Genomic DNA, 6,375 nt, shown 5'->3' on the forward strand with positions numbered 1-6,375 from the left:
CCGCCTCTTCCACGGCGATTTCATCGAACGGATTCATCGACATCTTCACGTTGGCGACGTCGACGCCCGTGCCATCCGACTTCACACGAACCTTCACGTTGTAGTCAACGACGCGTTTGACTGCCACCAAAACCTTCATCCATGTTCTCCTTTCCCGGGGCGAGCGAAGCTCAGAAAAATGCAATCAACCTTGGTTCAGATACGGAAGCGTGCGCTGAATGCCAATTTCCGCGAGGCGTTTGCGATGCTCGAATTCAACAAGTTTGTAGTCGAAGAAATAGCGGCCCGTGACACACTTGCTTTCATGGAAGGCGTCCCTGGATACGGCGCGCGTTGCGAGGCGCAGCGATCTCGCCCATGCAAAGGCCAGCAGTAGCCATCCGAACATGGCGAGGTAATCACCGGCAACCCGATAGGGCAGTTCGGGGTCCTCGTTGACTTTCTCCACAATCGTTCCTGTGACGGCCGAGACTTCTCCACAAAGTCGTTCGAGTGCCTCAGCAACGTGTCGTAGCTCCGGCACCTGATCTTTTACCGAGGCCGCCTCCGTACGAAACAGGGCGAACAGGGCATCCAGTGTCTTGCCGTTGTCATCGATCACCTTGCGCGTAAGCAGATCGATCGCCTGAATCTCGTTGGTTCCTTCATAAAGCATCGAAACGCGGCTGTCGCGTACGGTCTGTTCAATGCCGTACTCATGGATGTAGCCATACCCCCCGAAGACCTGCAGAGCGCTCGATGCACTATCAAAGCCATTCGCCGTGAAAAATGCCTTGGCCACCGGTGTCAGGAGCGAAGCAAAACGCTCCGCTTGCTGGCGTGCGTTCGATTCAGGGTGGCGTGCCGCGATATCGATCCATTGCCCGATCCAATAGCCGATTGCGCGTTCCCCTTCGACGACGCACCGCACATCCATCAGCAAACGCCGCATCGCGGGATGCAGCGCAATCGGGACGGGTTGCCGCGGGTCGTATTGCCTGACAGGCGGAGGGACCACCGCGCGCATTTGCACCCGCTCAGACGCATATTCGATCGCCCGCTGCCACGCGCATTCGGCATGGCCGACGCCTTGCATCGCTACCTGCAGACGCGCGGCATTCATCATCACGAACATGGCAGCCAGTCCTCGATTCGGTTCGCCAATCAGCCAGCCGTGCGCCTCATCGAACTGCATGGTGCAGGTAGGACTCGCCTTGAGTCCCATCTTTTTCTCGATCCCGTCGCAATGAACGCTATTTCGTTTTGGCTCGGGTGCCCCCGGAAGCCATTTGGGCACGAGGAACAGTGATAGTCCGCGGGTGCCGGAAGGTGCGTCGGGCAGGCGTGCGAGCACCATATGCACGATGTTTTCGGTGAGATCGTGTTCGCCCCCTGTGATGAATATCTTGGAACCCGTGATCCGATAAGCTCCTTCAACGGCTGGAACCGCCTTCGTGCGCAGCAGACCAAGGTCCGTGCCCGCCTGGGGTTCGGTCAGACACATGGTCGTCAACCATTCGCCGGTGACGATTTTCTCGAGAAAGTCGTGCTTGAGTGCGGCAGAGCCGTGAGCTTGCAGGCAGGCGCTTGCGCCGTGGGTAAGCCCGGGCGACATTAGCCAGGCATGATTGGCGGCGGCAAGCATCTCGTGCAACGCCACTTCGAGCAATTGCGGTAGATCCTGTCCGCCGTAGGTGCTGCTCGCGGCGAGCGCGGGCCAGCCGCCCTCCACATAAGCGCGATATGCCTCTTGAAACCCGTCGGGTGTCGTGACTGCGCCTTGCTCGAAACGGCAGCCTTGCAAATCGCCGGTCGAATTCAGGGGAGCAAGCTGTTCGGTGACGAAACGCGCGGCCTCTTCGAGCACCTGCTGCGCGGTTTGTGTATCGAGGTCAGTCCACGCGGGAACGGTGCGCCAGAACGATTCTGCATCGAGCCATTCCTCGATCACGAAACGCATGTCGCGCAATGGCGCATGATAGGAGAAAGTCATTTCAAGGATTCCTTATGGTATTTCTCCGCATCGCTTGCCTGTTTCGTCGCCGGGAGTCGTGTGGCGCCGCCACGATGCGAAAAGGGGCATGCGGATCCGGTGCATGCAGTACGTCGACAAGCGCGGCGCGGTGGCCGGGCACGGCCCGCTGGTTGATCGAACCCTTGCCGGTCACGTCGCCGGGATCGAGGGAAGAGATGACATCCAGAAGTCTCAGACGGGCAATCAGGGTAGCGCTGCCCGTCGGTTCGCGCTTCCGCCTGTCGGGCAGACTGCGGAAATACGCTTGCACCGGTGGCGCGGAGACGAGCATTGGTGCGCAGCGGATACCGACCCACTTGCCGTCAAGGCAGCGCCGCTGCTCCCCCTGCACGCCGGGGTGGCCGATCGCGATGAGCCGGAGGCGGTCAAGCGCGGGTTGTGCCGAGGCGCCCATGCCGGCCTGTTTCGATTCGGGATTCAAAACCGGTCTCCTGATGGAGCGGCTCGTCCGTTGTGTCGGGCGGCACGAGCGGACTGCGGCCGGGCCGCAGTATCGAGTCGCTAAAATGTCTCTCCGGGATGCGTTCAGATCGGATAGTGTCGCGGTCCGGACTGAATCGTGATCCAGCGCAGGTCCGTAAACTCGGCAATCGATGCCTTGCTGCCGAATCGCCCATAGCCGCTTTTCTTGACGCCGCCAAACGGCATTTGCGCCTCGTCATGAACGGTTGGCCCGTTGATGTGGCAGATACCTGACTCGATCCGTTTCGCGAGCGTCAATGCCCGGGCGATGTCGCGGCTGAAGACCGACGCGGACAGCCCATACTCGCTGTCGTTCGCGACGCGCAGCGCTTCCTCGTCTCCCTGAACGCGCTCTACTGTCACAACCGGACCGAACGATTCCTCTGTGTAAAGCTTCATCGTCGGGGTGACGCCGTCGACGATTGCCGGTTGCATCACACTGCCTTCGCATACGCAGCCAACCGGCAGCACGGCACCTTTCAGGCGCGCATCTTCGACGAGCGCAGCAACACGCTTCGCCGCGGACTCGCTTTCCAGCACACCGAGTACCGAATCCGTTGACATCGGGTCGCCCGCTTTCAATGTGCGCACCTTGGTGGCAAGCTTCTCAACCAACGCGTCCGCCACCGCGGCATCGACGATGACCCGTTCGGTCGACATGCAGATCTGCCCTTGATTGAAGAATGCGCCGAAGGCAATGCCTTCGACAGCCGCATCGAGGTCGGCGTCATCGAGCACGAGCACGGGGGCCTTCCCGCCAAGCTCCAGTAACGCGGGTTTCAGGTGCTGTGCGGCTAGTCGGGCCACAATGCGGCCAACCCGGGTAGAGCCCGTGAAGTTCACGCGACGTACCGCCGGGTGCGCAATCAGGCGCTCGACGACGGCTGGCGCGTCCTGTGCGGAATGGGTAATGACGTTGGCCACACCATCGCCGAGACCGGCGTCCTGCAAAACGCTTCCGATCAGGCTGTGCACACCCGGACACGCCTCCGAGGCTTTCAGTACCACGGTGTTGCCGCACGCGAGCGGCATGGCGATGGCTCGCGTGCCGAGAATCACCGGAGCGTTCCATGGCGCCATCCCCAGCACCACGCCGCAGGGCTGACGGATGGCCATGGCGAGGCTGCCTGGCAAATCGGACGGAATCACGTCGCCGTCGATTTGCGTGGTCATGGCTGCGGCCTCACGCAGCATGTTCGCGGCCAGCGTCACGTTGAAGCCATACCAGTTCGGCATCGCTCCGGTTTCGGCGACTCCGGTCTCGATGAACTGGTCGACACGCGCCTCCATCAGGTCGGCCGCCGCAAGCAGACGCTTGCGCCGCTCGGTAGGCGCAAGCGCCGCCCAGACAGGAAACGCGGCCTGAGCCGCCGCGACGGCGGCGTCGACATCCTCGACGGTCGCCGCGGCTGCGCGCGATGCGACAGCGCCGGTTGCGGGGTTGATTCGCTCGAAGGTTCGACTGTCCGAGGCGCCGCGCGATTTGCCATTGATTAGCAGGTGAACGTCTTGCATTACGCTGTCTCCGCCACTGTCATGAGTTTGATCCCGGAGTATGAGGTACCCTGGATTAGCGCTTATAGGTCTGCAGACCCGGCTTGATCGATTTCTCGTCGAGGAACTGCTCGAGGCCTTTGGCGCGACCGCCTTCGGAGTCCCGGTGCAGGGCCTGATCGAGCTTGGCGTACAGATAGTCTTCGTTCTGGTCCCACGTCAGCTCGCGGCAGCGCTTGAAGCCATGCTTGGCCGCACGCAATACCACAGAGTTTTTTGCCAGGAGCTTGGTGGCGAGCGCGCGTGTTTCTTCGCGAAGGTCGGCAAGCGGCACGCTCTTGTTGATCAGGCCCATGCGCGCTGCTTCCTCGCCCGTGAACGTTTCGCCTGTCATGATGTAGTAGAGGGCCTGGCGATGGCCTACCGTATCCGCCATGGCCTTGCTGACGAGGTTGCCCGGCGGGATGCCCCAGTTGATTTCCGAAAGGCCGAAGACGGCCTCGTCCGCTGCAATTGCCAGATCGCAGGCGACCAGTGGTGACAAGCCGCCACCGAAACACCATCCGTTGACCATCGCAATGGTCGGCTTCGCGTACATGCGCAGCAACTGCCATTGCCACCGGCACGCATCGCGCCGGATCTTTTCCTGCAGAATTTCCGGACCTGCGTCGGTTTCCCGGAAGTATTCCTTGAGGTCCATGCCGGCGGTCCATGCATCGCCCTCGCCGGTGAGCACGAGCACCTGAGCTTGTGCGTCCAGTTCCAGCGTCTCCAGCACCTCGATCATTTCCGCGTTCAAGGTGGGGCTCATTGCGTTGCGCTTCTCGGGGCGGTTGAATGCCACCCACGCGATACCATCTTCGACGGTGACCTTGACCGTATTCCAGCGACCTTCGTAGCTCATTTCACTCTCCGTGTGAGGGATCGCACGTGCGACCTTGATATCAGCTTAATATCAGGCCACCTGATAAGTAAACTGGAATATGATGGAGTCCGTGAAAACCCCTAGCGTCTGGAATATGTCACGAGCAAAAGAGAAAACGTCAATTGAATCCGGCATTCGCACCGGCAGGCAGGGTATGGATGCCAATCCACGTCAGCGAGGCAGGCCGATCCGCTTGACTTATTTGGTCGGTCAGCTCGACCGGCTCGTCAAGCGCCGATTGACTGAGGTTTTGTCGCAGATCGGTTTGACGCTTCCGCAATACACGGCGCTTTCCGTGCTCAACGCGCGCGGACAACTGACCAACGCGCAACTGGCAGAGCGCTCGTTCATCACGCCGCAGTCAGCCAACGAGGTCGTGAAGATCATGGAGGCAAACGGCTGGGTTGCCCGTGAAGGGCACCCAACTCACGGTCGCCTGATCCATCTCAGTCTTACAAGCGAAGGACTTAGCCGGCTCGGGGAGTGCGACGTGGCGATCGACGAGGTCGAGTCGGCGATGCTACGCGGGCTGGATCAGATTCCGGAAGAGAGCCTGCGGGACATCTTGCAGGCTTGCGTCGGCAATTTAAGGGCACTATGAGCGGGACGGCCACACACCGCGAAGGCATCGGGATGAGAATTGCAAGGAACCGGGAGCATCTTCTTGCCGGTGACGCACAATTTGGCAACTCGCTATCGACTCCTTTTCTTCTGTTCGCCTTTGCGGGGAACGTGGCTTCCGCACCAGGACACCGCAACATGGAGAAGGCACACGCTGACATCAGAGGCGCTGAGTGATTCGATCATCCAGAGTGAAGAGAGAAGTTGGAGATATGTCCTGACTGTGTTCCGCCAACTGAGCCTTGTCGAGAAGAAGATGGGTAGCAGATCGATGGGGCTAGATGATAAGTGGTCGGAGCGTCTTCGAACTCTCTGCTCAAAGCTATAGTGGCTTCTCTCTTTGACCGGGCAAAGGCGCTATCGCCGCTACTCAGCGACGCATCGCGTCATCGGGCGGCACAAGACCAATGAGCATGAGAGCCTCATGAAAGCAGTGTTCGATCGCGAGCGCCCTTCGCCTCGGTAGCGAGGTGATTCGACGATGCGATGCCGGCCATGGATTGTGCAGTTACATATAAGTCGCGCCGAGCAGCGCATCGCGATTTGAACAGCAAGCCCTCTGGCATCCATCGTATCCACATCGCCTAATATCAGGATACTGACTCGCGCACGGGTCTTGTTAAATATTTTGGATTCCTGAGTTAAAGGTGCCGGGCGTGTGACTTTCCATGTTGGGTGTTTCGTAGCGGGTAGAAATTTCCTTCCTGTCTGGCGATACTCGTTATTGTGTCCCGCATTGCAGCGTCATCAAGTGCGTGTGCTCGCCCAGCGCTGCCGTTTTTTTGGGCGAGAGTGTAGCGCCCCTTTTTCTATGTTCAGGGTAAATACCTACAAGTATTTTGTGCATAAAAAGTACATC

General features: G+C 59.8%; 5 protein-coding genes and 1 pseudogene. 1 reads left to right on the top strand and 5 read right to left on the bottom strand.

From position 1 onward, the window contains the following. From U5775_RS38390 to U5775_RS38410, 5 genes and pseudogenes are all read right to left on the bottom strand, one after another. Nucleotides 1–139: pseudogene (locus tag U5775_RS38390) on the bottom strand (electron transfer flavoprotein subunit beta/FixA family protein); the annotation flags it as partial. Nucleotides 140–184: 45 nt separating this feature from the next. Beyond that, nucleotides 185–1,972: an acyl-CoA dehydrogenase family protein gene (locus tag U5775_RS38395; RefSeq protein ID WP_322063351.1), complete on the bottom strand. Its 1,788-nt coding sequence runs from the start codon at nt 1,970–1,972 to the stop codon at nt 185–187. A 1-nt stretch (nt 1,973) separates the two neighbouring features. Beyond that, nucleotides 1,974–2,435, bottom strand: a complete 462-nt coding sequence (locus U5775_RS38400) for a hypothetical protein (protein ID WP_415913762.1) — start codon at nt 2,433–2,435, stop codon at nt 1,974–1,976. 104 nt (nt 2,436–2,539) lie between these two features. Further along, a complete protein-coding gene (locus tag U5775_RS38405) occupies nt 2,540–3,991 on the bottom strand; it encodes an aldehyde dehydrogenase (RefSeq protein ID WP_322063352.1) in 1,452 nt (483 codons plus the stop codon). Between the two features lie 55 nt (nt 3,992–4,046). Next, nucleotides 4,047–4,874: a p-hydroxycinnamoyl CoA hydratase/lyase gene (locus U5775_RS38410; protein ID WP_322063353.1), complete on the bottom strand. Its 828-nt coding sequence runs from the start codon at nt 4,872–4,874 to the stop codon at nt 4,047–4,049. Between the two features lie 91 nt (nt 4,875–4,965). On the opposite strand from U5775_RS38410, the gene U5775_RS38415 reads away from it, so the two are divergent. Beyond that, nucleotides 4,966–5,496, top strand: a complete 531-nt coding sequence (locus tag U5775_RS38415) for a MarR family winged helix-turn-helix transcriptional regulator (RefSeq protein WP_322063354.1) — start codon at nt 4,966–4,968, stop codon at nt 5,494–5,496. The last annotated feature ends 879 nt before the right edge of the window (nt 5,497–6,375 follow it).

This window comes from Paraburkholderia sp. J63, from assembly GCF_905220245.1.
In the GTDB taxonomy this organism is placed as follows: Bacteria; Pseudomonadota; Gammaproteobacteria; order Burkholderiales; family Burkholderiaceae; genus Paraburkholderia.